At 72.8% G+C, this 25,355-nt stretch carries 20 protein-coding genes; 8 read left to right on the forward strand and 12 right to left on the reverse strand.

Going from position 1 to position 25,355, the window contains the following annotated elements; translation table 11 throughout:
• Positions 1–137: 137 nt before the first annotated feature.
• Both OG430_RS40070 and OG430_RS40075 read left to right on the forward strand, forming a co-directional pair.
• The gene (locus OG430_RS40070) at positions 138–1,364 is read left to right on the forward strand and encodes a glycosyltransferase (RefSeq protein WP_327357576.1); all 1,227 of its coding nucleotides are present in this window, start codon (positions 138–140) and stop codon (positions 1,362–1,364) included.
• Entirely contained in the window at positions 1,361–2,230 is an 870-nt protein-coding gene (locus OG430_RS40075) for an SGNH/GDSL hydrolase family protein (protein ID WP_327357577.1), read from the forward strand. Before OG430_RS40070 ends, OG430_RS40075 begins: the two co-directional genes overlap by 4 nt.
• Before the next feature lie 38 nt (positions 2,231–2,268).
• Here OG430_RS40075 and OG430_RS40080 read toward each other — a convergent pair whose 3' ends face one another.
• From OG430_RS40080 to OG430_RS40100, 5 genes are all read right to left on the reverse strand, one after another.
• Positions 2,269–3,222, reverse strand: coding sequence for a biotin-dependent carboxyltransferase family protein (locus tag OG430_RS40080; RefSeq protein WP_327357578.1), 954 nt, complete (start codon positions 3,220–3,222; stop codon positions 2,269–2,271).
• A complete protein-coding gene (gene pxpB, locus OG430_RS40085) occupies positions 3,219–3,839 on the reverse strand; it encodes a 5-oxoprolinase subunit PxpB (protein WP_327359437.1) in 621 nt (206 codons plus the stop codon). Before pxpB ends, OG430_RS40080 begins: the two co-directional genes overlap by 4 nt.
• 20 nt (positions 3,840–3,859) lie before the next feature.
• The gene (locus OG430_RS40090) at positions 3,860–4,624 is read right to left on the reverse strand and encodes a LamB/YcsF family protein (protein WP_327357579.1); all 765 of its coding nucleotides are present in this window, start codon (positions 4,622–4,624) and stop codon (positions 3,860–3,862) included.
• Between the two features lie 88 nt (positions 4,625–4,712).
• On the reverse strand, positions 4,713–5,528 hold the full coding sequence (locus tag OG430_RS40095) for a putative hydro-lyase (protein WP_327357580.1): 816 nt from the start codon (positions 5,526–5,528) through the stop codon (positions 4,713–4,715).
• On the reverse strand, positions 5,525–6,835 hold the full coding sequence (locus OG430_RS40100; RefSeq protein ID WP_327357581.1) for an MFS transporter: 1,311 nt from the start codon (positions 6,833–6,835) through the stop codon (positions 5,525–5,527). Before OG430_RS40100 ends, OG430_RS40095 begins: the two co-directional genes overlap by 4 nt.
• A gap of 130 nt (positions 6,836–6,965) precedes the next feature.
• Between OG430_RS40100 and OG430_RS40105 the strand changes: the two genes are divergently transcribed.
• The 4 genes from OG430_RS40105 to OG430_RS40120 all read left to right on the forward strand — a co-directional run bounded on the left by OG430_RS40105 (position 6,966) and on the right by OG430_RS40120 (position 15,078).
• A complete protein-coding gene (locus OG430_RS40105; RefSeq protein ID WP_442816644.1) occupies positions 6,966–7,646 on the forward strand; it encodes a GntR family transcriptional regulator in 681 nt (226 codons plus the stop codon).
• Positions 7,647–7,717: 71 nt separating this feature from the next.
• Positions 7,718–9,223 (forward strand): hypothetical protein, encoded by a 1,506-nt coding sequence (locus OG430_RS40110; RefSeq protein WP_327357583.1) that lies wholly within the window; start codon positions 7,718–7,720, stop codon positions 9,221–9,223.
• A gap of 133 nt (positions 9,224–9,356) precedes the next feature.
• The gene (locus tag OG430_RS40115) at positions 9,357–10,259 is read left to right on the forward strand and encodes a hypothetical protein (protein ID WP_327357584.1); all 903 of its coding nucleotides are present in this window, start codon (positions 9,357–9,359) and stop codon (positions 10,257–10,259) included.
• 61 nt (positions 10,260–10,320) lie between these two features.
• Entirely contained in the window at positions 10,321–15,078 is a 4,758-nt protein-coding gene (locus OG430_RS40120) for a hypothetical protein (RefSeq protein WP_327357585.1), read from the forward strand.
• Here OG430_RS40120 and OG430_RS40125 read toward each other — a convergent pair.
• The 6 genes from OG430_RS40125 to OG430_RS40150 all read right to left on the reverse strand — a co-directional run bounded on the left by OG430_RS40125 (position 15,068) and on the right by OG430_RS40150 (position 22,799).
• Positions 15,068–16,279 (reverse strand): aromatic ring-hydroxylating oxygenase subunit alpha, encoded by a 1,212-nt coding sequence (locus tag OG430_RS40125; protein WP_327357586.1) that lies wholly within the window; start codon positions 16,277–16,279, stop codon positions 15,068–15,070. The genes OG430_RS40120 and OG430_RS40125 overlap by 11 nt on opposite strands.
• A 13-nt stretch (positions 16,280–16,292) precedes the next feature.
• A complete protein-coding gene (gene solA / locus OG430_RS40130) occupies positions 16,293–17,447 on the reverse strand; it encodes an N-methyl-L-tryptophan oxidase (RefSeq protein ID WP_327357587.1) in 1,155 nt (384 codons plus the stop codon).
• A 9-nt stretch (positions 17,448–17,456) separates the two neighbouring features.
• On the reverse strand, positions 17,457–19,895 hold the full coding sequence (locus tag OG430_RS40135; protein ID WP_327357588.1) for a GcvT family protein: 2,439 nt from the start codon (positions 19,893–19,895) through the stop codon (positions 17,457–17,459).
• An 88-nt stretch (positions 19,896–19,983) separates the two neighbouring features.
• Positions 19,984–20,610: an MBL fold metallo-hydrolase gene (locus tag OG430_RS40140; protein ID WP_327357589.1), complete on the reverse strand. Its 627-nt coding sequence runs from the start codon at positions 20,608–20,610 to the stop codon at positions 19,984–19,986.
• On the reverse strand, positions 20,607–21,692 hold the full coding sequence (locus OG430_RS40145; protein WP_327357590.1) for an S-(hydroxymethyl)mycothiol dehydrogenase: 1,086 nt from the start codon (positions 21,690–21,692) through the stop codon (positions 20,607–20,609). The genes OG430_RS40140 and OG430_RS40145 overlap by 4 nt, the downstream gene beginning before the upstream one ends.
• 312 nt (positions 21,693–22,004) lie before the next feature.
• Entirely contained in the window at positions 22,005–22,799 is a 795-nt protein-coding gene (locus OG430_RS40150) for an IclR family transcriptional regulator (RefSeq protein WP_327357591.1), read from the reverse strand.
• Between the two features lie 222 nt (positions 22,800–23,021).
• Between OG430_RS40150 and OG430_RS40155 the strand changes: the two genes are divergently transcribed.
• Together OG430_RS40155 and OG430_RS40160 are read left to right on the forward strand one after the other, a co-directional pair.
• The gene (locus tag OG430_RS40155) at positions 23,022–23,342 is read left to right on the forward strand and encodes a bifunctional 3-phenylpropionate/cinnamic acid dioxygenase ferredoxin subunit (RefSeq protein ID WP_327357592.1); all 321 of its coding nucleotides are present in this window, start codon (positions 23,022–23,024) and stop codon (positions 23,340–23,342) included.
• Positions 23,339–24,532, forward strand: coding sequence for an NAD(P)/FAD-dependent oxidoreductase (locus tag OG430_RS40160; protein ID WP_327357593.1), 1,194 nt, complete (start codon positions 23,339–23,341; stop codon positions 24,530–24,532). The genes OG430_RS40155 and OG430_RS40160 overlap by 4 nt, the downstream gene beginning before the upstream one ends.
• A 35-nt stretch (positions 24,533–24,567) precedes the next feature.
• Here the strand turns inward: OG430_RS40160 and OG430_RS40165 are convergent, their stop codons facing one another.
• A complete protein-coding gene (locus tag OG430_RS40165) occupies positions 24,568–25,011 on the reverse strand; it encodes a hypothetical protein (RefSeq protein WP_327357594.1) in 444 nt (147 codons plus the stop codon).
• Positions 25,012–25,355: the final 344 nt, after the last annotated feature.

Raw genomic sequence — 25,355 nt, forward strand, 5'->3', positions numbered from 1 at the left:
GGAGGTGACGGCGGCATGAGGGCTGATGGGAGGGCCGGGCCGCGGGCCGTTGAGGTGGGGCGGGTCCGGTGGGCGGTGGGGGATCTGTTGGTCGAGCACTGCGTCGAGGTCCCCGGTGTGCGGGAGGTGAGGGCGGCATGGGTGTTCTCGTGAAGTCCGGGCTGCGGATCGTGCGCATGGCGAACTTCGTCGCCCCGGCCTCGGGCGGGCTGCGTACGGCGCTGCGGGAGCTGGGTGCCGGGTATCTGGCGGCGGGGCACGAGCCGGTGCTGATCGTGCCGGGGGAGCGGGCATCGGACCGGCACACCGGGCAGGGGCGGGTGATCACGCTGCCGGGGCCGCTGCTGCCGGGGACCGGTGGCTACCGCGTGCTGGCCGACCGGCGGGCTCTGGCAGGAATTCTGGAGCGCCTCGCGCCCGACCGCCTGGAGGTCTCCGACCGCACCACGCTGCGCTGGACCGGCGAGTGGGCGCGGCGCGCCAGGGTGCCCTCCGTGATGGTGTCCCACGAGACCGCGGACGGCGTGCTCCGCACCTGGGGCCTGCCCACGGGCGCGGCCCGCCGGGCCGCGGACGCGCTGAACTCCCGTACCGCCCATGCCTATTCACGTGTCCTGTGCACCACGGAGTGGGCGGCCAGGGAGTTCGTCCGCATCGGGGCGCGCAACGTGGTGCGGGCGCCCTTGGGTGTCGATCTCGTACGCAGTCATCCGGGCTTGCGGGATGCGGGGCTGCGGGCTCGGTACGCGGGCCGTGGCGAGGTCTTGCTGGTGCTCTGTTCGCGGCTGTCCGTGGAGAAGCGGCCCGGTACGGCGCTGGACGTGGTGGCCGTGCTGCGGGAGCGCGGGGTGCGGGCCCGGCTGGTCGTCGTCGGGGACGGGCCGCTGAGGGGTCGCCTCGAACAGCGGGCACGCGCGCGTGGGTTGGCGGTGAACTTCCTCGGCCACGTGGGCGATCGAGCCCGGCTCGGCGCATTGCAGGCCACGGCCGATGTGTGCCTGGCGCCGGGGCCCGCGGAGACGTTCGGGCTCGCGGCACTGGAGGCCCTGGCCTGCGGGACGCCGGTGGTGGCCAGCGGGTCCTCCGCCCTGCCCGAGATTCTGGGCGCCGCCGGGGGTGTGGCGGGCGACTCCGGGCCGGGCTTCGCGGACGCGGTCGAGGGGCTCCTCGCGCAGCCCGAGCGGGTGCGGCGGGATGCGGCACGCGCGCGTGCGGAGTGTTTTGGCTGGGAAGCGGCGGTGGCCGGCTTCTTGGCGGCGCACGAGGTGCCCGTGGTGCATGGGTTGCACGGGCCGCCGGTGGTGCACGGCGGTCTGTCGGTACGTGCCGACAGCGCCCGGCCGAGGCGGGAGGGCGCGGCATGAGCGCGACCCGTCCGGTGCGGTTCGCCGCGCTCGGGGACTCGCTCACCGAAGGGGTCGGGGATCCCGTGGGTGAGGCGTGGCGCGGCTGGGCCGCCCTGCTCGCCGCGGGGCTCGGCCCGGGCGAAGTACCCGTGGAATTCCGCAACTTCGCGGTCAGCGGGGCCCAGTCGCACGACGTGCTGGACCGTCAACTGCCCGCCGCGCTCGCCTTCCGGCCCGATGTGGTGTCCGTGGTGGTCGGCGTCAACGACACCCTGCGCTGCACCTTCGACCTCCACGCCGTCGCCGCCCGCCTCGACGAGGTGTACGCGCGCTGCACGGCGCGGGGCGCGGTGCTGCTCACCGCGTGCCTGCCCGACCCGGGCACCATGCTCGGCCTGCCGGCCGCTCTGGGCCGTCCGCTGGCCCGGCGCCAGCGCGGGGTGAACGCGGTGGTGCATGCGCTGTCGGAGCGCTACGGAGCGGTGCATGTGCATGTCGCGGAGGGCGACTGGGTGGCCGACCGGGCCATGTGGAGCGCGGACCGGCTGCATCCGGGGGAGCGGGGGCATCGCTTCCTGGCCGCCCGCTTCCATGCCGGACTCGCCGCCACGGGGCGCGAGTTGGGCGCGCCACCCTCGTTGACGCCGGAGCAGCCGCCCCCGACCCGGTCGGCCGGTGTGCTGTGGCTGGCGACGGCAGGTACCGGCTGGGTGGCACGGCGCTGCACGGATCTGCTGCCGCAGCTGCTCGGGCTCGCGGCACAGGAGCTGCGGCACCTGGCCCGGGGCACCAGTGCCCGGCTGGACCTGCGCGCGGCGCAGGCGGTGTCGGCGGCGCTGGCCGGGCTGTCGACGGGTGTGGCTCAAGTGGTCGACGTGGCTTGAGGGTTGGGGCGCCGGATTCGGGGCTCGAGTGGCGGGGGCTAGGTGGTGTTGCTGTGCTGACCGGGGGCGGCGGACAGTCGACCGAGCGGGCCCGGAGCGGGCCGGGCCGCCGCCCCGCTCACCCCCCGGCGTCCGACCGGGACGAAGCGCAGAGGTGTCCCGGGCGGCGCCTGGGCCGCCGATGCCAGGTCGGTCTCCTCGACCACGGCCACCACCGGGTAGCCCCCGGTCGTCGGATGGTCGGCCAGGAACACCACGGGGCGGCCGTCCGGCGGTACCTGGACCGCGCCCAGGACCATGCCCTCGCTGGGGAGTTCGCCGGGGACGGCGCGCTCCAGCGGGGGGCCTTCGGTGCGCAGGCCGATGCGGTTGGAGGCCGTGGACACGCGGTACGCGCGCGTGCTGAGCGTGCGCAGGGCGGCGGGCGTGAACCAGTCAGCGCGCGGTCCCGGCAGGATGCGCAGCACCAGTGCGGCGGGCGGGCCCGGCTGCGGGGCCGTGTCCACGCGCGCGTGGACGCCGGTTTCCGCGCCCAGGGGCAGCACGGTGCCGTCCGTGAGCGGGGCCGGGCCGAGGCCCGAGAGCAGATCGGTGGCGCGGCTGCCGAGCACCGGTTCGACCGCGATCCCGCCCGCGACGCCGACGTAGGAACGTACGCCGCGAACAGCGGGACCCACCTCGAGGCGCGCCCCCGCCGGCACCCGTACCGGCGCCCCCCAAGCGGCCGGACGACCGTCGACCGTCACCGCGCACGGCGCGCCGGTCACCGCCACCGTCACGGCGCAACGCGACCGCAGGGCGCAGCCATTGAGGGTGGTCTCCAGGGTCGCGGCATCGGCCGGATTGCCGACGAGGCGGTTGGCCAGGCGGCTCGCGGGCGCGTCGAGTGCGCCGGAGCGGGGCACGCCCAGGAGGGCGTGGCCGGGGCGGCCCTCGTCCTGCACGGTGGTGAGCGCGCCCGCCCGCACGACGCAGAGAGCCCGGTCCGTCATCGCCCCTCCACCGGCACGAAACGCACCCGGCTGCCCGGCGACAGCAGAGCCGCGGGCACGCGCGCGTGGTCCCAGAGCGCCGCCTGAGTGGTGCCGATGAGCTGCCAGCCGCCGGGGGACGAACGCGGGTACACGCCCGTGTAGGAGCCCGCGAGGGCGACCGATCCGGCGGGTACGGAGGTGCGCGGCGTAGCCCGGCGCGGCACGGCGTACCGCTCCGCCAGCCCCGTCAGATAGCCGAAGCCGGGTGCGAACCCGCAGAAGGCGACGCGGAATTCGGCCTCGGAGTGGATCCGCGGCACCTGCCCCACCGGGACGCCCCACAGCTGCGCGACCTCCGCCAGATCCGGCCCGTCGTACCGCACCGGAATCTCGATCGCGTCCCCCGCGCGCGTGGACAGCGGCGGGATCCTCCAGGAGCGCATCCGGGCGGCCAGCCCGCGCGGGTCGTCCAGGCCGTCGAGCAGGACTGTGCGGGCCGCGGGCACGATCTCCCGTACTGCGGGCAGTTCGCCGTCCGCGCGGCGGCGCAGCAGCTCCGCGTGCAGGGCCTGTGCCTCGGTCGGGCTGTCGAACTCGACGAGCAGCGCGCGGGAGCCGACCTCCAGGGTCCGCATCGCGGCGGCCGTCTGAGTGCTCATACGAAGGCCGCCACGCCGACGCCGGCCGCCTCCAGGCGGGCGCGGACCCGCCGGGCCAGGTCCACCGCGCCCGGGGTGTCGCCGTGCAGGCACAGCGAGCGGGCGCGCACGTCCACCTGCCGCCCGCCGTGCGAAGTGACCCGGCCCCGGCGGGCCAGGCCGACCGAGCGCTCCACGACCGCGTCCGGCTCCGTGATCATGGAGCCCTCCTCGGTGCGCGGCACCAGCGTGCCCGCGTCGGTGTACGCGCGGTCGGCGAACGCCTCGCCCACGACCGGTAGTCCGGCCTTCGCCGCGACCTCGAGCAGCCGCGCGCCGGGCAGGCCGAGCAGCGGCAGGTCGCCGCCTGCCAGCAGGACGCCGTCGACCACCGCCGCCGCCTGCTCCTCGTCGTGCACCACCCGGTTGTAGAGCGCGCCGTGCGGCTTGACGTACGACACGCGCGTGCCGGCGGCTCGCGCGAAGACCTCCAACGCGCCGATCTGGTAGGCCACTTCGGCGGTCAGTTCGGCGGCGGGCACATCCATCGCCCGCCGCCCGAAGCCGGCCAGATCCCGGTACGAGACCTGGGCGCCGATCCGCACCCCGCGCGCGGCGGCCATCTCGCAGACCCGCCGCATGGTCGCGGCGTCCCCGGCGTGGAAGCCGCAGGCCACATTGGCGCTGGTGACGACCGAGAGCAGCTGCTCGTCGTCGGTCAGCTGCCAGCGGCCGAAGCCCTCGCCGAGGTCGGCGTTGAGATCGATCAGAACCCGGGTCATGTGCGTAGGTGCGTCCTTCTGTGGTTGCGGGGTGCCGGTTGTCGGCTGTCCGTTGTCGACTGTCGGCCGTGGGCTGTGCGTTGCGGGGTCAGGCCACGCGATAGCGCTCGTCGCGGGCATCGGTGATCAGCATCTGGCCGGGCGCGTGGGTGAGCGCGAACGGCGGCCCGGACGCCATCACCGCCGCCTGCGGGGTCACGCCGCAGGCCCAGAACACCGGGATGTCGCCCGGCTGCGCGTCCACGCGGTCGCCGAAGTCCGGCCGGTCGAGGTCCCGGATGCCGAGCCCGGCCGGGTCGCCGCAGTGCACCGGGCTGCCGTGCATCGCGGGCAGCAGCGCCGACTCCTCGATCGCGGCCGCGAGCCGGTCAGGCGGCACCGGGCGCATCGACACCACCAACTGCCCTTGCAGCCGTCCCGCGCTGCGGCAGCGCCGATCGGTGACGTACATGGCGACATTGCGGCCCTGTTCCAGGTGGCGCATCGGCACCCCGGCGTCGAGGAGCGCCGCCTCGAAGGTGAAGCTGCAGCCGATCAGGAAGGCGACCAGGTCGTCGCGCCAGTACGCGCGCGTGTCGGTGGGTTCGGCGACGAGTTCGCCGTGTTCCCAGACCCGGTAGCCGGGAATATCGGTGCGCAGATCGGCGCCCGGGGCGAGCGGTGTCGTCCAGGATCCGGCGTCGGTGACGTCAAGTACCGGGCAGGCCTTGGGGTTGCGCTGGCAGAACAGCAGCATGTCGTACGCCCAGTCCGCGGGTACCGCGATCAGGTTGGCCTGGGTGTGTCCGGGGAGCAGGCCCGCCGTGGTGCCCGTGGCACCCGCGCGGAAGGCCGCCCGGGCTTCGGCCGGGCTGCGGTACTCGGCGCGGCCCGGGGGAGCGCTCTTGAGGCGCGTACGGCTCACAGCAGCTCCTTTCCACGGGTCTCCGGCAGTCCGAAGAGGGCGATCACGGCGATGCCGTAGGCGAGGGCGCCGAAGATCAGGGCGCCGCCGACACCCCAGCTGTCCGCGAGGAAGCCGACCAGGGTCGGGAAGACCGCCCCGATGCCACGGCCGGTGTTGTACGTGAAGCCCTGCCCCGTGCCGCGTATCGCCGTCGGATACAGCTCGCTGAGGAACGAGCCGAAGCCGCTGAAAATCGCCGACATACAGAAGCCGAGCGGGAAACTGACCACGAGGAGAAGGCCGTTGTCGCCCTTCGGTATCTGTGAGAAGGCAAGGATGCAGAGCGCCGACAGGAAGGCGAACAGGGCGATGTTGTTCTTGCGGCCGAGCCGGTCGGTGAGCACGCCGCCGGTGAGATAGCCGAGGAAGGCGCCGGATATCAGTACGGACAGATAGCCGCCGGTGCCGACGACGGTGAGGCCGCGCTCGGTCTTGAGGTACGTCGGAACCCAGGTGGCGAGCGTGTAGTAGCCGCCCTGGACGCCCGTCGAGAGCAGCACCGCGAAGAGCGTGACACGGGCCGTGCCGGGCTTGAAGATCGCCGCCAACGAGCCCATGAGCGGGGCCTTCTCGGCGCTCTTGCGGCGCACTTCGGCCGCCTCGGGGGCGTCGCTGACATGACGGCGTACGTAGATGACGAGAAGCGCCGGCAGCGCACCGGTCCAGAACATCACGCGCCAGGCGGTGTCCGGGTCGACGAACTCGAAGGTCAGCGTGTAGACGATGACCGCGAGACCCCAGCCGACCGCCCACGCGCTCTGGACGCCGCCGAGGGTGCGGCCGCGGTGCTTGGCCGAGGCGTACTCGGCGACCAGGATCGCGCCGACCGCCCATTCGCCGCCGAAACCGAGGCCCTGCAGGGCGCGGAAGAGTAGCAGGGTCTCGTAGTTGGGTGCGAAGCCGCACGCGACGGTGAAGACGGCGTAGGTGCTCACCGTGATGATCAGAGCCTTCACCCGGCCGACGCGGTCGGCGAGGATGCCGGCGAGCGCCCCGCCGACGGCCGAGACCACCAGCGTGACCGTGGTGAGCAGGCCGGTCTGGCCGCTGTCGAGCCCGAAGTAGGCGGCGATCGCCACCATGGTCAAGGGCAGTGTGAAGTAGTCGTAGGAGTCCAGGCCGTAGCCGCCGAACGCGCCACCGAAGGCGCGCCGCCCCTGCGGGCCCAGTGCACGGAACCAGGCGAACGGGCCGTCGGGGGAGGCGGGTTCGGGCGGGGCCGGGGCCACCGCCGACTCGGACTCGGGCGGAGGGGTCGTACTCATCGTGCACCTCGCAGGAGTGGGAGGAGGGTGCTTGAGAGTTCGTGCGGGTTGCTCGACAAGGTAGAGGATTGTTGAACGATCCCTCAATACCCCTGTTGTTTCGTTCTTGTATCTGCGCTTGAATTCGGGCATGAGCGAACTGGTCGACGACCGTGCACTTCTCGGCCGCACCAGCACGGCGGAACGCGTGGCGGACATCCTGCGCAATCGGCTCGCCGACGGATATTTCGAACCGGGGGAGCAGCTTTCCGAAGCCGCCATCGGGGGCGCGCTGAAGGTGTCGCGCAACACACTGCGGGAAGCCTTCCGGCTGCTCACGCACGAGCGACTCCTCGTGCACGAGCTCAACCGCGGCGTCTTCGTGCGCAAGCTGGCCGTGGCGGACGTCGAGGACATCTACCGCACCCGACTGCTCGTCGAGTGCGCCGTCGTCCGTGGCCTCGGCAGGCCGCCGTACGACCTCGCCCGGCTCGCGGCGGCCGTCGCCGAGGGCAGGCGGGCGGCCCGCGCCCACGACTGGAAGGGCGTCGGCACCGCCAACATCCACTTCCACCGGGAGCTGGTGGCCCTCGCGGGCAGCGTGCGCACCGACGAACTCATGCGCAGCGTCTTCGCCGAGCTGCGCCTCGCCTTCCACCTGGTCGACGACCCGCACACCCTGCACCAGCCCTACCTCGGCCGGAACCAGGAGCTCCTCGAAGCCCTGCAGGCCGGCGACCGGGCCGGGGCCGGGCGGCTCCTCGCCCAGTACCTGGACGACTCCAGGCAGCGTGTGATCGAGGCGTACGCGCAGCACCTGAGCGGCGCCTGAGCACTGGGCCGAGCCCCGTCTGATCTGCGTCGTTTCGGCCGTTGTCAGTGGGAGCGCCTAATCTTTCCGTCGTGACTGCACCTGCCCCGGCCAAAACCGGCCCCTCTCCGGCCCCGGGCCCGGCCGCCGACGAAGGCCTGGCCCGGCGCCTGCGCGCGCTCGCCTGCACGGCGCCGCTGCACGACCTCGACGTGCGCAAGGCCAACCTCGCGGGCGAGTACTCGGTGTACGCGATGGCGGAGGTCGCGCTCTCCGCCATCGACCTCGTCACGCTGAACATGGATTTCGACACGGGCGCCGACCACGAACAGATAGTGACGAGGCTCATCCCGCGCATCGCGGCCCAGGCGCCGCAGCGGCCCGTCGCCGAGCACGAGCGGGTGGCGCGCTGGGTCCTGGAGAACCTGATCAACGTCGGCAGCGTGGACCGCGGCTTCCGCGCGGTGTACGGCACGTTCTCGCCGGACGGGGCCTACGTGCGCCGTGACTACGACTTCAAGCTGATCGAAGAGGTGCCCGGCTACGGGGGCGGTGTCTATCTGCGTACGACGGATGAGGCCGTCAACGTGCTCGTCGGCGCCCTCGACACCGACGTCACCAGCGCGCAGATCGCGGCCGAGGTCAAGCTCGAGGTGCTGATCAGCCGCGGCCGGCTCGCCGACGCCCAGCTCGCCGCCGAGCAGGCCCGGTACCGGACCGTGCAGTACTCGGAGACGCTGCGCCGGGCCCTGGACGCCACGCGGCGCAACGTTCGCGCGGTGGACTGGCTGGAAGCCGTGCCGGACATGATCGCCGAGGCGCTGGACCATGTCGCCGACCGGTACCGGCACGAGAACGCGATCCTGACCAACATTCGCAAGGCGCGGGACGAGGCCGAGGACCCCGAGCACAAGCGGCGCGCGGCAGAGCTCGTCGACATCGTGAAGGACTGCATCCGACGCCATACGCAGCTGCAGTCCCGACTCCTCGAAGCGGGGCCGCTGTTCCGTGCCGAGCAGGACCGGCAGGCCTTCGCCGCGCCCTCCGCGCGCGCCGGGCTCGATCTGTACGGGCAGCTCGTCGCGCCCGTGCTTCCGCTGCCCGTGGAGCAGGGGATCCGGGTCACCGACGCGTTCTTCGCGCGCGGGACGGGGCTTCGGACGCCCGCGTCCGTGCGGGTCGGGGATCTGGTCGACATGCTGCTCACGCCGCCCATGGAGCGCGAGCACCTGGGGGTGGAGATGCCCGAGCCCGATCTGATCGCCACGCCTGACGACAGTCGGTTCAGTGAGGAGCAGCTTGCCTCCGCGATGGAGCTGCTCGATCTGGAGCATGACGCTCCGCGGCGGTTGTCGGGGCTGTTGGCCGAGGCTCGGCGCCTCGATCCCGAACTTCCTTATCTGGTGGCGCTGTTGGCAGTGCATGCGGCCAGTCCGCCCGTTGGCACTGCGTACCGGCAAGGGGAGTCGAAGCTCTTGTTCGCCGTGGATGACGGGGTTGAGCTGGATGATCCGGAGTTCGGCGGGGCCGACTTGATCGTGGGGACGGCTTTGCTGGATGCCATAGGGATGGCTGCGGATCGGTCGGAGGCGGCGTGAGAATTCTTCTTCCCCACCCCGCCCCTTCCCGAAAGTCTGCGACGCCGCCCGCCCTTCGGGCGGGTCCTCAAACGCCGGACGGGCTGGATATCGGCCCGAACATGAAGATGAACGTGATCAAGGAGCAGCGCCCGTGAGTGACCACCACGCAGACGGCACCGCGTGGAGTGAGCCCGAAGCCCGCTCCGCACCCGCGGCCATCACCCCCGCCGACGCCGCCGACGCCGCGCGGCTCGTCGCCTTCGGGCTGCAGCCGAAACTGCAGCCCGCGCGGGACGTCGAGTACGCCGATCTGCTCAGGCGGTATCGCGAGGATCCGCCGTTCGCGCGGCTCGCGGATGCCGTGGCGACCGGGCTCGGGCTGGTCGTGCTTGAGGTCTCGCCCCGTGCGGGCATGGCGGTGACCGCCGCCGAGGACTCGGTGTTCGCCGTCCGCATGGGCGACTACGCGCGGCGGGCCGCCTCCGACTCCGCCGACCGGTTTCTGCACGGCCTCGCCCATCTCGCGGTCGCGGCCATGGCGTTCCCGCGGCCCGAGGACCTCGCCGACGACGGGTACATCGGGCGGGTCACCGTCAACGGCGTCGATGCCTTTGTGCGCCAGGCCTGTCACCGGCTGGAGGAGCGCGCCGACGAGCAGGGCGAGAACACCGACCCGGCCAGCGATGCCCCCGGCCTCGAAGCGGGCTGGCGGATCTGGGCGCGGCGCAGCTCCACCGGCGCCACCAAGGACGCCCGCCGCCTCGCCGGGTCGACCACCGGCATCGTCGCCAAGGCCGTCGCCTTCCTCACCGACTCCGGTTTCCTGCAGCGCACGGGGGACGACGCCGGGGGGACGTACCGCACCACCGCGCGCTACCAGCTGCAGGTCCGCGACATGGCGGGCAGCGCCGCCATGGCCGAACTGCTCGAACTCGGCATCGTGCCGGTGAGCGACGGCAGCGCCAGCCTGGTGCCCGCCACGGACGGGGAGGATCTGGAACTCGTCGCGGGCGCCGGACTTCCCTTCCACGCCGACGCCGCCGACCGGGCCTGAACGCCCGCCGCCCCGCCCAGACTTCCTGCCGACTTCAGACACACGACGAGAGTCCGCCGCCATGTACGAGCTGTCCCGGATCCGCCTCTACTCCATCGGCCCCGCCGGTGCGCGCTACGCCGACACCGTGCTCGACCTGCGTGGAGTGGGCAGCGCCGTGCCCGAACCCGCGCCCACCCAGGCGGAGTTCTTCGCGGACGAGCCGACCGGCCCGCCGCGCCGCCCCGCCCCTGCGGGGGTCCTCTTCCTGGAGAACGGCGGCGGTAAGTCCGTCCTGCTCAAGCTGATCTTCTCCGTGATGCTGCCGGGCCACCGCAACACCCTCGGTGGCGCCAGCTCCGGTGTGCTGCGCAAGTTCCTGCTCGCGGACGACTGCGGGCATGTGGCCCTGGAGTGGCAGCACACCCTCACCGGCGAGTGCGTCGTCGTCGGCAAGGTCAGCGAGTGGCGCGGGCGACAGGTCTCCAACGACCCGCGGAAGTTCGCCGAGGCCTGGTACTCCTTCCAGCCCGGCCCGGGGCTGAGCCTGGACAACCTGCCGGTCGCCGAGTCCACGGCCGTACGTCCCGTCGCCGAGGGCGCCTCCGGGGCGCAGGGCCGGCGCCGCACCATGAAGGGCTTCCGGGACGCACTGACCGACGCGGTCAAGGCGTACCCGCACCTCGAAGTGCACTGGGAAGAGATCCACGACCGCTGGAACGAACACCTCGGCGACCTGGGCCTCGACCCCGAACTCTTCCGTTACCAGCGCGAGATGAACGCCGACGAAGGCGAGGCCGCCGGCCTCTTCGCCGTCAAGAAGGACTCCGACTTCACCGATCTGCTCCTTCGCGCGGTCACCGATACCAGGGACACCGACGGGCTCGCCGACCTGGTGGGCGGCTTCGGGAACAAGCTGGGCCGACGCGCCGAGCTGATCGCCGAACGCGACTTCACCGCAGGCTCGGTCGACCTGCTCACCCGCATCGTCGAGGGCACCGAGACCAGGGCACGCGCGCGTGACGTGCACGCGGCCGCCGAGCGGCGCACCCGGGGCCTGGCCCGTCGCCTGTCCGCCCGCGCCGTCCAGGAGCGCGGCCGCGCCGCCGATCTCGCCCAGCAGGTCACCGCCGCCGCGCACACCGTCACCGAGGCCGAGCAGTCCCGCGGCCGCAGCGCCCTGATCGCCGCCGAACTCGCCTACCGCAACGCCTCGTTGGCGCTGTCCGCCGCCGAGAAGGCCGCCGCCGCCCAGAAGCGCGAGCTCGCCGACGCCCGCACCCTGCACTCCGCCTGGCAGGCCGCCGAGGCCGTGCTCAGGCACCGTGCCGCCGCCGACCGCTCCGCGCGCGTGGCCGTCGCCATCCGCGAGGCCGAGCGGGACGCGGCCCCCGCGCTCGCCGCCCGCGCCGAGGCCGCCGCCGACCTGGTACGCGCCCTGCACACGGCCGCCGAGGACGGCGAGCGGCTCGCCAACGAGGAGGAGGAGCGCTCCGCCGCCCTCCAGGAGGTCGGCGAGGCCGCGCACCACGACGCCACCATCGCCGCCACCGACGCCCAGCGCGCCCGCAGCGAGGTCGGCCACCTCAAGCAGCGTCTGGCCGAGGTCGAGCAGGAGACCACCGAGGCCGTCCGCGCGGGCTGGCTCGACGACACCGCACCCGACGCCGACCCGGCCCGCGCCGCCCTTGCCGCCAGCGACGCCGAGAAGACCGCGGTCGCCGCCTGGGACACGGCCCGTGACGCCTCGCGCGCGACGGCCGACCGCGCCAGGGAAGCCGCCGCGACCCAGGCCCGCGCCGAACTCACCGCGGCCCGCGCGGCCGACGCCGCGGATGCCGCGGATGCCGCCTACACGGCGGAGAACCGCACCGCCGAGGCCCTTGCCGCCGAACAGCGTCTCGCGGATCTGCTCAGCCTGCCGGGCACGGCGGACAGGGCGGGCGACGGGGGAGCCGGGGCCGTGCCCCAGCCGCGTACCGTCCGCACGGAATCCGCCCGCTCGGAATCCGACGGCCCCGTGACCCCGCCGCTGCGACCCGCCTCCGAAACCCCCCTCACCGGCGAGGAGTTGGACCGCTTCGCGGACGAGCTGCGGGAGGTTCTGGAGCAGGGCGTCAACACCGCCGAGCGCCAGCTGTTCGACCTGCGCACGGCGGCAGCGGACGACTCCCGCATCCTCGGCGCCCTCGGCGACGGCGGACTGCTCCCGCCCGGCCCGGACGTCCTGGCCACCGTCGAATACCTCGGCGAGCACGGCATCCCCGCCCTGCCCGGCTGGCGCTACCTCGCCCAGGCCGTCGACCCCGCCGACCACGCGCGTGTGCTCGCCGCCCGGCCCGAGCTCGTCGACGGCGTCGTCATCACCGACCCCGCCACGCACGCCCGCGCCCGCGAGGTGCTGACCGGCGCCGCCCTGCTGCCCCGCTCGACCGTGGCCGTCGGCACGGCCGCCGCACTCATCGCCCCGGCCCCGGCCGCCGAAGCGGGCGGCGACACGGACGTGTTCCTGGTCCCGCCGAACCCGGCCATGCACGACGAGCACGCCGCCGACGAGGAGCGCCAAGCCCTGCGCACCCGCGCCACCCGGCGCGACGAGGAGATCCGGGCCCTCGCCGCCCGCCTCGCGAAGGACCGCGAGCTCGCCGCCCGCCTCAGCTCCTGGCGCACCGGCTGCCCCGCCGGGCGCCTCGCCGAACTCGCCCGAGCCGCCGGTGCGGCCCGCGAGTTCGCCGAGGAGGCCGAGGCCGAGCTCACCGAGGCCCGCACCGCCCGCGCGGAGGCCGACGAGGCAGCCGCCGACGCCGCCCGCGTGCGCGACGAGCGCCAGGACGCCGCCCAGCGCGCCCGCCGCGTCGCCGACGCCCTGGCCGGCCTCGCCTTCCGGCTCAGGGAACGGGCCGGCTGGCAGGTCAAACTGCGCGAACTCGCCGACGACGCGGTCGAGTCGGAGGCCAGGGCGACCGCCTGCCTGGACCGGGCCCGCGCCGCCGACGAGGACCGCCGCGCCGCCCAGCGTGCCGCGGACGACGCCCGGCGTACGTCGCGCGCCCTGCGCGCCGAACGCGCGGAGGTCGCCGGCGCCCCCGACGACGTACCGGAAGAGGCCCCGGACTCCCCGGAGGCCGACGCTCCGAAGAAGACCCCGCTGCCCGCCCTGCGCGAGGCCTACCGCGCCGCGTCCCAGCTCTACGAGAAGGTCGGCGTCGGCGCCGACCTGCGGGCCGAGCAGGCCCGGGCCGAGAGCGACGACAGCGCCGCGCTCACCGAACTGGACCGGCTCAGCAACAAGGTGCGCACGCGCGCCGCCCAGCTCCTGGAAGGGCCGGACGGCGCCGACGGCCCGTCCCGGCAGGCCGCCGCGGCCCGCGCCGAGTCCCTGGTGCAGATGCTGGAGACCCGGGCGTCCACCGCCAGCGAGCAGCTCGGCCGACTGCGTGGCGAGGCCGAGCGGCACGCCCCCGAGGACGGCGAGGCGCACACCGAGCTCCCCGAGGAGCTCGTGCCCACGGACGCCGAGCACGCCCAGACGCTCCTGCGCACCGCCACCACCGAGCTCAACTCCCGTACGGAGGCGCTCGGTGTGGCCCGCGAGGCGCACGCCGAACTCCTGCACGCCCACCGCACCGCAGACGACGGCGCGGGCGGCTTCGACGAGACCGCGGCCCTCCTGCGCGACCTGCTCAGGGACCACCACTCCGGCGACGAGGCAGCGGCGACCGAGGAGCCCGAGCCCTACCCCGGCTCCCTGGAGGAGGCCCGGCAGTCCGCCGCCGAGACCCGCCGCTCCCTGCGGGGCTGCGCCGCCGAGCTCAGCACGGCCGAGGCGGCGGTGCGCGAGGCCAGTGACGTCCTCGTACGGCATGCCAACTCCACGCGCTACGAGCAGGTGCGCACCCCGGCCCGCCAGCAGATCCGCGAACTGCCCGCGTCCGCGCTGCCCGAGCACGCCAAGAAGTGGGCGGAGGCCTTCGCGCCCCGACTGCGCGTGCTCACCGACGAGTTGGAGCAGCTGGAGCGCAACCGGGACAGCATCGTCGACCGGCTGCGCGGCCTGGTCGAATCGGCGCTCGCCACGCTCAGGTCGGCGCAGCGGCTCTCCCGTCTTCCGGAGGGGCTCGGCGAGTGGTCGGGCCAGGAGTTCCTGCGGATCCGCTTCGAGGAGCCCGACCAGGCGACGCTCGCCGAGCGGCTCGGCGTGGTCGTGGACGAGGCCACCAAGGCGGCCCTGAAGAAGAATTCCGACATGAAGCGGGACGGAATGTCCTTGCTGTTGCGGGGAGTCCAGGCCGCCCTCGAACCCAAGGGCATCGCCGTCGAGATCCTGAAGCCGGACGCCGTGCTGCGCGCCGAGCGGGTCCCGGTCGGGCAGATGGGCGACGTCTTCTCCGGCGGCCAGCTGCTCACCGCTGCCATCGCCCTGTACTGCACGATGGCGGCGCTGCGGTCCAACGACCGGGGCCGCGACAAGCACCGGCACGCGGGCACGCTGTTCCTCGACAACCCGATCGGGCGCGCCAACGCCACGTATCTGCTGGAACTCCAGCGGGCCGTCGCCGACGCCCTCGGCGTCCAACTCCTCTACACGACGGGGCTGTTCGACACCACGGCGCTCGCCGAGTTCCCGCTGGTCATCCGGCTCAGGAACGACGCGGACCTCAGGGCGGGCCTGAAGTACATCAGCGTCGAGGAGCACCTGCGCCCCGGACTGCCGCAGGAGCACCCGGACGGCGAGACGGTGCACGGCGAGATCACGGCGACCCGCATGTTCAAGCGGCCCGCCGCGACCTCCGTCCCCGGACCCGCCTCCGACCCCGCCCCCTCGCCGGCTACGACGTGAGCGAGAGCCGTTCGGTCACCCATCGGTGGAATCCGCCGATGTGGTGCTCGGACGGCACGAGCACCCCGCCCTGCCGGTAGGCCCTGGAGCTCATCGCGGGCTGGGTGCGCTCGCAGGCCTCGAAGTCCTGCACGTTCACCCGGTGGAAGAGCTCTACGGACCGCGACAGGTCGACCCCGGAGGCCAGAACTTCGGGGGCGTACAGCCAGTCGCACTCGACGACCGTGCGGTCCTCGGACAGCGGGAACATCCGGTGCAGGATCACATGGTCCGGCACCAGGTTCACGAACACCGTCGGCTTCACGGTGATCGCGTAGTAGCGGCGGTCCTGCTCGTCGAGGAGGCCGTCGAGGCGCCCGAACCCGGCACTGCCGTCGACGGTGAAGCCCTTGACCCCCTCGCCGAACGCCGCGCCGTGGCCCACGAAGTACTGCGCGGCAAAGCCGTCCGCGAACTCCGGGAGCACATCGGTGAGTTCGGGATGGATGGTCGCGCAGTGATAGCACTCCATGAAGTTCTCGACGATCAGCTTCCAGTTGGCCTTCACGTCGTACGTGATGCGCTTGCCGAGCGCCAGATCCGTCGTGCGATAGCGGTCGAGGGACGCGACATCGCCCAGCCGCTCCACGGCCGCGCCGATCACCGTGTCCTCGAACGACGGCGGTTCGTCGGCCAGACAGAGCCAGGCATAGCCCAGCCATTCGCGCAGCTGGACCGGGCGCAGCCCGTACGCGCGGCGGTCCACGTCCGCCATGCTCGTCAGGTTGGGCGCGGCGATCAGCTTGCCGTCCAGGTCGTACGTCCACGCGTGGTACGGGCACTGCAGACTGCGCCGCACCTCGCCCGCCGCCTCGACGCACAGCCGGGCGCCGCGGTGCCGGCAGATGTTGAGGAAGGCCCGCAGTTCGCCGTGCCGGTTGCGGGTGACGACCACCGACTCACGGCCGATCTGCACGGTCCGGAACGCGCCCGGCTTGGCGAGGTCGTCGCAGCGTACGGCGCAGAACCAGAGCGATTCGAAGATCCGGTCCTGCTCCTGCCGGAAGATCCCCGGATCGGTGTAGAAGTGCCCCGGCAGTGTGGCGATCAGGCTCGGGTCGGGCGCCTGGGCGGGAGCCCCGGTGTGTCCGGCGGTCCCCGGAAGAGGGTCAGCCGTACCCGGAAGGGGTGCGGCCGTCCCCGGTATGTGCTGGGTCGTCATGAGCGACTGCCTCTCAGACGGGCGCGGCGCTCAGCCGGCTCGGGTCGAACAGCTCGATGGGGTGCGCGGTGGTGCCCTCGATCGCCAGATCGGCGAGGATCTCGCCGACCACCGGCACGAACTTGAAGCCGTGCCCGGAGAACCCGCAGGCCACGGTCACCGACGAGGGATGCGCCGGATGGCGCGCGATCACGAAGTGCTCGTCGGGCGTGGTCGAGTACATACAGGTCGACGCGGTCAGGAAGGAGCCCGGCAGCGTGGGAAGGAGCCGCGCGGACTGGGCCGCCATGGCATCGACCTCGTGGTCGTACACGGTCCGGTCGATGGTCTCCGGGGTGCAGATGCTGCCCTTGCGGAAGAAGGCGACCTTGGCGCCGCCGTCCGGCCCGTCGATGGCCGGGAAGCCGTAGATCTGGACGCCCTCGGTGTCCTCCCAGATGTAGATGGGATGCCGCTCCGGCAGGTAGGGGTCGACGCCGCCCGCCGGCTGGAACCAGTACATGATCTGCCGCTCGATGCTGAACGGAACCCCGAGGTCGTCGAGCAGCTGCGGCGCCCAGGCTCCCGGGCAGATCACCAACTGCCCGGCGGTGTACGTGTCTTCGGCCGTGTGCACCCGCACTCCGTCCCGGTACGGCTCCCACCGGGTCACCGGTTCCTCGAAGTGCAGCTCGGCCCCGGCCTGGGTCGCGAGCTGCAGCTGCGCCGCGACCGTGCTCTCCGGACGTACGAGCCCGGCACGCCGCTCGAAGAGCGCCACGTCCTCGTCGCCCGGGGTCAGGGTCGGAAAGCGCCGCCTGATCTCCCGCGCGTCCAGCATCTCGTGCGGCAGGTCCCACTGGGTGGCCGACTTCAGGGAGCCCGCGACCGTGCGGCTGTCGGGCCGCCCGAGCATCAGGCCCCCGCAGAGCGTGGCGACCTGTCGTCCGGTGTCCTCCTGCAGCCGCTCGTACAGCTCGAACGACCGAAGTAGCAGCGGCACATACGCGGGGTCCTCGAAGTACGACTGCCGTGTCACCCGCGATCCGCCGTGGCTGGACCCCCGGCTGTGCACCGGCCCGAACTTCTCCAGCCCGAGCACCCGCACGCCACGGGCCGCCAGCTGGTCCACGGCCGCGCTGCCCATGCCGCCGAGCCCGAGCACGATCACGTCATACGTCGCCGCCATGAGGCCTCCCTATCGCCGGATGCGGGTCATCTTGGGGTCGAACAGCGGCTCATCGGCGACCGTCGCAGGCACCTTCTCGCCGAAGTACTCGATGTGTACGCCGGTACCGGAGGGCAGCGCGGGCAGCCAGGCGTAGGCGACGCACCGGCCGAGCGTGTAGCCGTACGCGGCGCTGGTGACGTATCCGGAAGGGGTCCCACCGACGTACACGGGCTCCTTGCCGAGCACCACGGCGGCCGGATCGTCGAGCGTCAGGGCGGTCAACTTCCGCACCGGTTCGCCCAGTTCGACGAGCGCGTCCCGGCCGAGGAAGTCGCCCTTGTCCTTCCGCACGGCGAACCCGACACCCGCCTCGAACGGCGTGTGTTCACTCGTCATGTCCTGGCCCCAGGCCCGATAGCCCTTCTCCAGGCGCAGACTGTTGAACGCCGACCGCCCGGCCGCGACCACCCCGAGCTCCTGCCCCGCCTGCCACAGCGTGTCCCAGAGCCGCAGCCCCAGATCGGCGCTCGTGTAGAGCTCCCAGCCCAGCTCACCCACGTACGACAGCCGCAGAGCGGTGACCGGCACATGACCGATGTATGTCTCCTTGGCCCGGAAGTACCCGAACCCGGCGTGCGAGAAGTCGTCGCGCGTCAGCGGCTGCACCAACTCCCTTGCCAGCGGCCCCCATACGCCGACGCAGCAGGTCCCCGCCGTGATGTCGCGTACCTGCACGTCCTCGGGCGCGTGCCGCAGGAGCCGGTCCAGGTCGGTGGGCGAGTTGGCGCCCACCTGGAAGCGGTCCTTGCCGAGCCGGGCGACGGTCAGGTCGGAACGTATGCCTCCGCGCTCGTCGAGCAGCAGGGTGTACGTCACCGAACCCGGCTTCTTCGCCAGGTTGTTGGACGTCATGTACTGCAGGAAGCCGAGCGAGCCCGGCCCGCTGACCTCCAGGCGCCGCAGCGGCGTCATGTCGTACAGGGCGACCCGCTCCCGCGTGGCCTTCGCCTCGGCGGCGGCGATCGGCGACCAGTGGCGGGCCGACCAGGCGTCCCGGTCCGGCAGTTCGAGCCCGGCGGTCAGCGGGGCGTTGGCCTCGAACCAGTGCGGGCGCTCCCAGCCGCCGCCTTCGAGGCTGTACGCGCCGAGCTCGGCCTGGCGCGCGTGGAAGGGGCTGACCCGCAGGGGGCGGGGCCGGTCCATCGGTTGCAGGGGATGGATGACGTCGTACACCTCGATGAACTGCTGTGCGCCCCGCTCGGCGATGTAGGCGGGAGAGCGCTGGGCGTCCTCGAAGCGGGTGAGGTCGCACTCGTGGAGGTCGATGCCGGGGTCCCCGGTGGTCATCCACTCGGCGACGGCCCGCGCGACGCCCGCCGAGTGCGTCACCCACACCGCCTCCGCGAGCCAGAATCCGCGCAGGTCACGGGATTCGCCGAGGACCGGCATGCCATCCGGAGTGAAGGAGAAGACGCCGTTGAAGCCCTCGTCGACGTCGGCCCGGGCGAGATCCGGCATCAGCCAGGCGCAGTCTTCCCAGCTCGGTGCGAAGTCCTCCGGCGTGAAGGGAGCCGCCGAAGGCATTCGCGTCGGCATGACCGGTGCGTCGTCGTAGGCGGGCACGGCGAACGGGTCGACCGGCAGGGGCCGGTGGGCGTACGAGCCGATGCCGAGGCGGTCGTGGTGCTCGCGGAAGTACAGGTCGCGGTCCTGGAACCGGAGGATCGGGCGGGACGCCTCCCCGTCACCGGCGGGGAGTTGGGGCAGGGGCGAAGTCTTCGCGTACTGGTGGGCGAGGGGGAGCAGCGGCACGTCGACCCCGGCCATCCGGCCGATCACCGGGCCCCAGAATCCGGCCGCGGAGACCACGTGGTCGGCCGGGAAGGTGCCGCGGTCGGTGACGACGCCGGTGACACGGCCGTCCGACTGCTCGATGCCGGTCACGGTGTGCCGGTCGAGGAAGCGGGCGCCCCGCCCGCTGGCCCGCTCGATCTGGGCTCGGGAGGCTTCCACGGCTCGCGCGAGCCCGTCGTCCGGGGTGAGGAATCCGCCGAGCACCCGGGACTCGTCGAGCAACGGCCACAGCTCCTTGCAGCGCGCCGCGGTGATCAGCTCGCCCCGTACGCCCCAGGACGCGGCGAGCCCCGCCCTGCGGTGCAGATCGGCCCAGCGCTCGGGGGTGGTGGCCAGCTCCAGGCCGCCCACCTGCCGGAAGGCGCCGAGCCCGACGAACTTCTCGACGGTGTACGCGGCGAACTCGGTCAGCGTCTTCGACGGATTGGTCTGGAAGACGAGGCCGGGGGCGTGGGACGTGGAACCGCCGGGGGCCGGGAGCGGACCCTGCTCCAGGACCGTGACATCGGTCCAGCCGCGGGCGGTGAGCTCGTCGGCGAGGGAGCAGCCGACGATGCCGGCACCGATGACGACCACCCGGGGACCTGCGGTGTTTTCAGGCGTGCTGGACATACCCCTCCTCGTGCTGGTGGGGAGCAAGTGGCGTATGCGTGTATGAGGCGTATTGCCTTATGCGGTCGGCACGTTGGCGCGTCTTGCCTTACGAGGTCGGCACGTTGGCGCGCTCGGCGCCGATGGTGGTGTCCTCGCCGTGCCCGGTGCGGACGACGGTGTCCGCGGGCAGCGTCAGGAGGCGTCCGCGCACGGACGTCACGAGGGTGGGGCGGTCCGAGAAGGAGCGGCCGGTGGCGCCGGGGCCGCCGTGGAACAGGGTGTCGCCGGTGCAGACCGTGTTGAGGAAGGGCACATGGAGGGAGCAGCTGCCCCAGGTGTGGCCGGGCGTATGGATCACCTGGACCTCGATCCCGGCGACGTACAGCCGTTGTCCGTCGGCGAGTTCGCCGTCCGGCTTGCGGTCCGGGTGGACCGCGGTCCACAGCTGCAGATCCTGCGGGTGCAGCAGGACGGGCGCCCCGGTCAGGGCGGCCAGCTCGGCCGCCGCGCCGATGTGGTCGTCGTGGCCGTGCGTGCACACGATCGCGGTGACCCCGCGGCCGCCCACGGCCTGATGGATGGCGTGCGCGTCATGCGCCGCATCCACGATCAGCACCTCCTCGTCGTCACCGATCAGCCAGACGTTGTTGTCGACGTCGAAAGTCTCGCCGTCGAGGCTGAACGTCCCCGAGGTGACGACGCGTTCGATGCGCGCCCGGCCCGCCGTCGTCACAGGACGACCACCGAGCGGAGCACCTGGCCGTGGTGCATCTTCGTGAACGCCTGCTCCACCTGCTCGAGCGCGATCGTCTCCGAGACGAAGCCGCCGAGGTCGAGGCGGCCGCTCAGGTACTGGTCGATGAGGATGGGGAAGTCGCGGGTCGGCAGACAGTCCCCGTACCAGGACGACTTGACGGCGCCGCCGCGCGAGAAGACGTCGATCAGCGGGATCTCGATCTTCATCTCGGGGTCAGGAACGCCGACTTGGACCATGATCCCGGCGTGGTCGCGCATGTAGAAGGCCTGCTTGTACGTCTCCGGGCGGCCGACCGCGTCGATCGCGACGTCGACCCCGAAGCCGCCGGTCAGCTCGCGCACCGCCTCGATCGGGTCGGTGCCGCGCGAGTTGACGGTGTGGGTGGCGCCGAAGCGCTCGGCGCCCGCCAGCTTGGCGTTGTCGATGTCGATGGCGATGACCCGGCGGGCGCCGGCGAGGGAGGCTCCCGCGATCGCGGCGTTGCCGACGCCGCCGCAGCCGATGACGGCGACCGTGTCGCCGCGGGAGACCCCGCCGGTGTTCACCGCCGCGCCGTAGCCGGCCATCACGCCACAGCCGATGAGGCCGGCCGCCTCGGGGCGGGCCGCCGGGTCGACCTTCACGGCCTGGCCGGCCGCGACCAGGGTCTTCTCGGCGAAGGCGCCGATGCCGAGGGCGGGGGAGAGCGGGGTGCCGTCCAGGAGGGTCATGGGCTGGGTGGCGTTGAGCGAGTCGAAGCAGTACCAGGGGCGGCCGCGGCGACACGAACGACAGCGACCGCAGGGGGCGCGCCAGGCGAGCACCACGTAGTCGCCGGGTGCGAGGTCGGTGACTCCCTCGCCGACGGCCGCGATCGTGCCGGCCGCCTCATGGCCGAGCAGGAACGGGAACTCGTCGTTGATCGCGCCCTCGCGGTAGTGCAGATCGGTGTGGCAGACCCCGCAGGCCTGCACGTCCACCAGGACCTCGCCGGGGCCCGGGTCGGGGACGACGATCGTCTGCACCTCGACCGGCGCACCCTTCTTGGCCGCTACGACACCGCGGACCTCGTACGACACAATGCCCACCCCCTTCGAGAATGGCGAACCTACGGACGCTGCGAGCCTACGGCCGTCGGGCACCTACGGGTGCGGCGAACCATCGGGTGCTGCGAACCATCGGGTGTTGCGAACCATCGGGTGTTGCGCACTACACGCCGTGTTGCGCGATGAGAGACATAGTGGGAACGGCGGTGCCAGGCCGTCAAGAGGCCGTCGGGGACGCCGGGTTAAGCCTGGGTAAAAGGCGCACCGCCCTGGCCGGAATCCGTCCATCCGGTGCTCCGCCGGAACGTGCCCGGCGTCGTGCGTCCCCGCGTCCTCGACGATCCGTCAGAATCCGTACCCCATCCGCCGCGAGAGGTCCCCGGCGACCACCACCGCCCGCTCGGACAGCTGGTCGAGCCGGTCCTCGGTCAGCCGGTACACCGGCCCCGAGACGCTGATGGCCCCGATGACCTTGCCGTCGTGCGCCCGCACCGGCGCCGCCACGGCCGTCAGGCCCACCTCCAACTCCTCTCTGGCCTGGGCGTATCCGAGCTCCGTGACAGACTTCAGCTCGGTGCGCAGGGCCGCGGAGCCGGTCACCGTGTGCTCGGTGAAGCGGGGCAGGCTGCGCGCGAGCAGGCCCTCGCGCAGGGTGGTCGGCAGATGGGCGAGCAGGACCTTGCCGCTGGAGGTGGCGTGCAGCGGGGTGCGCCGGCCCAGCCAGTTCTGCGCGGTGACGGCGGACGGCCCGCGCGCCTGCATGATGTTGACCGCGGCATCGTCGTCCAGGACCGCGATGTTCACCGTCTCGCCCAGCTCGTCGGCGAGCTCCCGGCAGACCGGGGCACCCTCCTGGGATATGTCCAGGCGCACCGCGGCCGCCCCGGCCAGACGCAGAACTCCCGCGCCCAGAAAGTACTTTCCGCGATCCTGGGCCTGCCCCACCAGGCCGCGGTTCTCCAGCACGCCGAGCAGCCGGAACGCCGTCGAGCGGTGCACCTCCAGCGCGTCGGCGATCTCCGTGACGCCCGCTTCGCCCAGCTCGGCGAGGATTTCGAGGACGCTCACCGCGCGGTCCACGGACTGTACGGAGCTGCCGTTGTTGCGGGTGTTGCCGTTGCTGTCGCTCTTGCCAGTCATAGGTCAGTTCCCACCGCCTCAGGGGCCGGTCCGGGACGCATTGCCGGGAAGCGCTTGACGCGGCTCGCCTCCCGCCCGGATTCTGTTGCGTACAGCGCGCGTTGACGCGTCATACGCAACACGATGTTACCGAACGGTCGTGCATCCCGTCCTTTCGTGAATCCCGTACTGACACTGTCGTGATCCCGTACTGACACATCCCGTTCTGACACAGGGGGGCCTGTGATACCCGTCTGCCGTCTTGAAGACCTCCCCGAAGGCGAATCCGTCCGCCTCGACACCGCACCGCCGATCGCCGTGTTCAACGCCGACGGCGAGCTGTACGCCATCGACGACACCTGCACCCATCAGGACGCCTCGCTGTCCGAAGGCTGGCTGGAGGACTGTCAGGTCGAATGCCCGCTGCACGCCGCCTCATTCGACCTTCGCACGGGGCAGCCGACCTGCCTGCCCGCCCGCCGGCCCGTACGCACCCACCAGGTGGCCGTGATCGACGGCATGATCTGCGTCCGCCCGGCCGCCGAGGAGGGCAGCGCCGCATGAGAACGGTCACCGTGGTGGGCGCCTCGCTCGCGGGCCTGTACGCGGTGCGGGCCCTGCGCGCGCAGGGGTTCGACGGCCGGCTCGTCGTGATCGGCGCGGAGGGCCGGCTGCCGTACGACCGTCCGCCGCTGTCGAAGAGCTACCTCACGGGCCCGCCCGACGAGGAACAGGTGGCCCTGTGCGACCCGGAGGAGCTCGCCGACCTCGCTGCCGAGTGGCTTCTCGGCGTCCCCGCCCGCGGTCTGGACGCCCGCGCGCGGGACGTCGTCCTGGCCGACGGGCGTACCGTCCACACGGACGGCGTGGTCATCGCCACCGGGGCCCGTGCCCGGCCGCTGCCGGGCCCGCCCCTCGGCGGCGTACACCTGCTGCGCACGCTCGACGACGCCCGCGCCCTGCGGGACCGACTGCATGAAGGCGCCCGCCGGATCGTGGTGATCGGCGGCGGCTTCATCGGGGCCGAGACCGCCTCCTCGTGCGCCGCGCTCGGCCATGAGGTGACCGTGGTCGAGGCGGCGCGGCTGCCGCTGCTGCCCCAACTGGGCCCCGACATGGCCGAGTTCTGCGCCGGGCTGCACGAGCGGCGTGGGGTCCGCCTGCGCTGCGGCACCGGCGTGGCGGCGCTGCACGGCCCGCGCGAGGTCACTTCCGTGGAACTCGCGGACGGGGCCCGGCTGCCCGCCGACCTGGTCGTCGTGGGCATCGGGGCCGCGCCGAACACGGCCTGGCTGCAGGACTCCCCGCTCGCCGCACCGGACCTGGACCGGGGCGTCGCCTGCGATGCGGGCTGTGTCACCGCACTGGCGAACGTCGTCGCCGTCGGCGATGTGGCGAGGGTCGGCGGGGAGCGTGCCGAGCACTGGACCAGCGCCACCGAGCAGCCCGCCGTGGCCGTACGCAACCTCCTGGCCGGCCGTACCGTCGAGGCCGTGCGTGGTGTGCCGTACTTCTGGTCGGACCAGTACGGAGCCCGCATCCAGTTCGCGGGCCGCCGCCGACCCGGCGACGGCGTCCGCATCGCCGAGGGCTCCCCGGCCGAGGGCAGCCTCCTCGCCCGCTATGAGCGCGCGGGCCGTACGACCGCGGTGCTCGCGGTGGACCGGCCCCGGCCCTTCATGCGCGTACGCAGGGAACTGCGGGCGGGGGAGGCGGACATGGGGGTGTCGCAGGCGGCAGCCGCAAGCCTGTGACCGGACCCCGATCGGGCCCGTGATCGGGCCAGTGATCAGGCTTGCGAAAGGTGCCCGCCGGGAGCTGGCCGCGCCCGAGCCGTGGCCCGGGCCGCGCGGCGGGCCCTGCGGCGCTCCTTGCGGAGCCCGCGCGCCGTGCTGCTCGGCATCGACACCACGCCGTGCCGTTGGTTCCACACCTGCCGGGTGACCCACACGTCGAGCACGCCCCAGGTGGCCACGACCGTGCTGGCCACGCTGCTGAGGACCATGGGGAAGGCGAGCCACGACCCGGCCAGGGTGGACAGGAACGCCACCATCGCCTGGATCATGGTCAGCGCCACGATGATCACCGCTCGGACCGCGGCCGTACGCACCGGGTCGGGCAGCCGCCGCCGAAGAGCGGGTTCCTCGACCCACAACTGCCGCTCCCGGTCCCGTGGCTCCGCCGCGGGACCTCGCTGCCCCACTGACGGCACATGCTGCTCTGCCGACACCATCACCAAGTCACTCCCCGCCGCCTCACAGCCGACCGCCCCCGGTGCGCTCGCGCCCGACTCCTCAGTGACTGCCCGGCTTGCGCCGGTTTATTCCCCGCTCAACTGCGCCCAACTGCCATACCGGCCGACAACTGCCGTACTGGCAGGACGAATGGAGCGACCGAAAGATTCCCGGCGACCCAAGGGTGCGGGTGGGATTCCGGCCGTAAGTACGCACGTGCACGCACCTGCACACGCCTGCGCGCGCCCGCACGCATCGGCCCGCGCCCATTCGCCGGATTCGCCGCAAGAGGGCCTGTATTCACCCTCCATTGCCCCCTTCGGATTCCCCGAAGAGGCCTGAT

Source organism: Streptomyces sp. NBC_01304 (genome assembly GCF_035975855.1).
GTDB lineage: Bacteria > Actinomycetota > Actinomycetes > Streptomycetales > Streptomycetaceae > Streptomyces.

Bases quoted from the DNA above. Each gene is read 5' to 3' on its own strand.
- OG430_RS40125 (WP_327357586.1), bottom strand. From the start codon at position 16,279: ATGACGACCCAGCACATACCGGGGACGGCCGCACCCCTTCCGGGTACG.
- OG430_RS40160 (WP_327357593.1), top strand. From the start codon at position 23,339: ATGAGAACGGTCACCGTGGTGGGCGCCTCGCTCGCGGGCCTGTACGCG.
- pxpB (WP_327359437.1), bottom strand. From the start codon at position 3,839: ATGCGGACCCTGGAGGTCGGCTCCCGCGCGCTGCTCGTCGAGTTCGAC.
- OG430_RS40165 (WP_327357594.1), bottom strand. From the start codon at position 25,011: ATGGTGTCGGCAGAGCAGCATGTGCCGTCAGTGGGGCAGCGAGGTCCC.
- OG430_RS40100 (WP_327357581.1), bottom strand. From the start codon at position 6,835: ATGAGTACGACCCCTCCGCCCGAGTCCGAGTCGGCGGTGGCCCCGGCC.
- OG430_RS40075 (WP_327357577.1), top strand. From the start codon at position 1,361: ATGAGCGCGACCCGTCCGGTGCGGTTCGCCGCGCTCGGGGACTCGCTC.
- OG430_RS40105 (WP_442816644.1), top strand. From the start codon at position 6,966: ATGAGCGAACTGGTCGACGACCGTGCACTTCTCGGCCGCACCAGCACG.
- OG430_RS40090 (WP_327357579.1), bottom strand. From the start codon at position 4,624: ATGACCCGGGTTCTGATCGATCTCAACGCCGACCTCGGCGAGGGCTTC.
- OG430_RS40080 (WP_327357578.1), bottom strand. From the start codon at position 3,222: ATGACGGACCGGGCTCTCTGCGTCGTGCGGGCGGGCGCGCTCACCACC.
- OG430_RS40135 (WP_327357588.1), bottom strand. From the start codon at position 19,895: ATGTCCAGCACGCCTGAAAACACCGCAGGTCCCCGGGTGGTCGTCATC.
- OG430_RS40120 (WP_327357585.1), top strand. From the start codon at position 10,321: ATGTACGAGCTGTCCCGGATCCGCCTCTACTCCATCGGCCCCGCCGGT.
- OG430_RS40070 (WP_327357576.1), top strand. From the start codon at position 138: ATGGGTGTTCTCGTGAAGTCCGGGCTGCGGATCGTGCGCATGGCGAAC.
- solA (WP_327357587.1), bottom strand. From the start codon at position 17,447: ATGGCGGCGACGTATGACGTGATCGTGCTCGGGCTCGGCGGCATGGGC.
- OG430_RS40150 (WP_327357591.1), bottom strand. From the start codon at position 22,799: ATGACTGGCAAGAGCGACAGCAACGGCAACACCCGCAACAACGGCAGC.